1 protein-coding gene is annotated in these 1,684 nt (G+C 42.0%); it reads left to right on the top strand.

The window, feature by feature from the left end:
• The first annotated feature begins 241 nt into the window (after positions 1-241).
• A complete protein-coding gene (locus ACO0K1_RS20130) occupies positions 242-1,303 on the top strand; it encodes a hypothetical protein (protein ID WP_423028978.1) in 1,062 nt (353 codons plus the stop codon).
• The last annotated feature ends 381 nt before the right edge of the window (positions 1,304-1,684 follow it).

Below are 1,684 nucleotides of genomic sequence, written 5' to 3'. Positions count from 1 at the left end.
GGTCGGATGTGAGAACATGTCATTTGCAGACCAGTTTTATGCATTGGCAGGCGTAGTCCGTCCAGCGATAATATAAAAAGTCGTAACGGCTTAAACTCGCCTTTTTAAAAGTTAATGCGACGGAACCATGACCGGTTACCCACGCTTACTAACGCAGTTAGTACACCCCCGACCATTGTTCGTAACGCAAGTGGTGCGGTTTTGTGTCAGTCGTGTAAATATAAAAATTGAAGGAGAACGTATGTATACCCAATTACGCGGACCAGAAAGATTTTTTCGACTTGGACAATGGGCAATTGCCTTGTTGTTTGCATTTTTCTTGATACAAGTTGGAGCAAGCCTGATTGCTGATTTACCGTTGATGTCGAAGTCGCCGGTACCTGAGGATTTTATCGACCATGCGGCAAACCAGAAAATTGAATTGCAAATAGCGCCAGTGCGTCAGCAATTGGATGTCTTGGGACGTCAACGAAATTTATTGAACGTACAACTTGCCAATAGTCAGGAAAATTACGCAAAAGAAAAACAAAGTTTTGATAACTGGCGTGCCACGCGCAGCAGCACTGAACAATCAGATCAAAATCCTGAAGTGGTAGCACGAGCACGTAAGCTAGATGTGCAACTACAAACACAGCAGCAACTTGAAGAAAAAATTCAACTGGTCGACCAACAAAAACAAACATTAGAAGAAAAAATACGCCCTCAACAGACACAAATTGAGCAACTGCAACTCATCGCAAATCAAGCCTATGAAAAAGCGCTCTACCATGATTCGCTCAAGGCATTTGGCATTCGTTTGTTACTCGTAGCACCTCTTTTGGGCATTGCTTTATGGTTGTTTCGTTGCCATCGAAAAAGCCAGCATTGGCCGTTTGTCTGGGGTTATATTGTTTTTGCCTTGTTTGCATTTTTCTTTGAACTAGTACCTTATCTCCCCAGTTTTGGTGGTTATATCCGCTACGGTGTCGGTGCTGCTTTGACTTTCATTGGTGGCAGAGCCTTGATTCGATCACTACAAAGTTACCTTGAGAAAAAGAACTTAGAACAAGCAGCGCCACAAGAAGAACGTAAGCATGAGATTCGATACGAAAAAGCGCTGGAATCAATGACACGTGGGCAGTGTCCTAGTTGTGACAGAGCCATACCGTCGATCGATGGCGTAGAAGTCAATTTTTGTATGCATTGCGGACTAACGACCTACATTAAATGCAAATCATGTGGCTTAAGGCACAACGCTTTTTATCCATATTGTCCAACGTGCGGCGTGCCTGGTGACGATCAGAAAAAAGCGATTAGTAACTAATTGTTTATCGACAAGAATTAAAATCGCCATACGATTTTATTGAGCTGGATTTCAATTCAGATAAAAATTCGGTTAAAAAATTTCGAATAAATTAAGAACCGACAAAATTTGCTTGTAAAAAAAACAGCGCTTAGGCGCTGTTTTTTTTACGAAAATTTCATAAAGCCTTCCGATAACGTCACGTTTAAGCACCTGCTTCATTTTTTAGAGTAAAAATAACGCAGACTAAAATAAAAAATCACCTTCTCTCGCTCACCCCCTATGTCAGGATAGATGTCGCGTCAATTAATTCACATCAACCGTATTGGGGCGGAGTAAAGACATGCAGTGAATCGTTATCCAGCAGAACGCAAGGAGGCCATCCTTAAGCAGATGATGCCG

This window comes from Undibacterium sp. SXout20W (genome assembly GCF_049340285.1).
Taxonomy (GTDB): domain Bacteria; phylum Pseudomonadota; class Gammaproteobacteria; order Burkholderiales; family Burkholderiaceae_D; genus Undibacterium.
The sequence above is the reverse complement of the archived record's forward strand: the minus strand, read 5'-3'. Positions and strand labels throughout refer to the sequence as shown.

Bases quoted from the DNA above. Each gene is read 5' to 3' on its own strand.
- ACO0K1_RS20130 (WP_423028978.1), top strand. From the start codon at position 242: ATGTATACCCAATTACGCGGACCAGAAAGATTTTTTCGACTTGGACAA.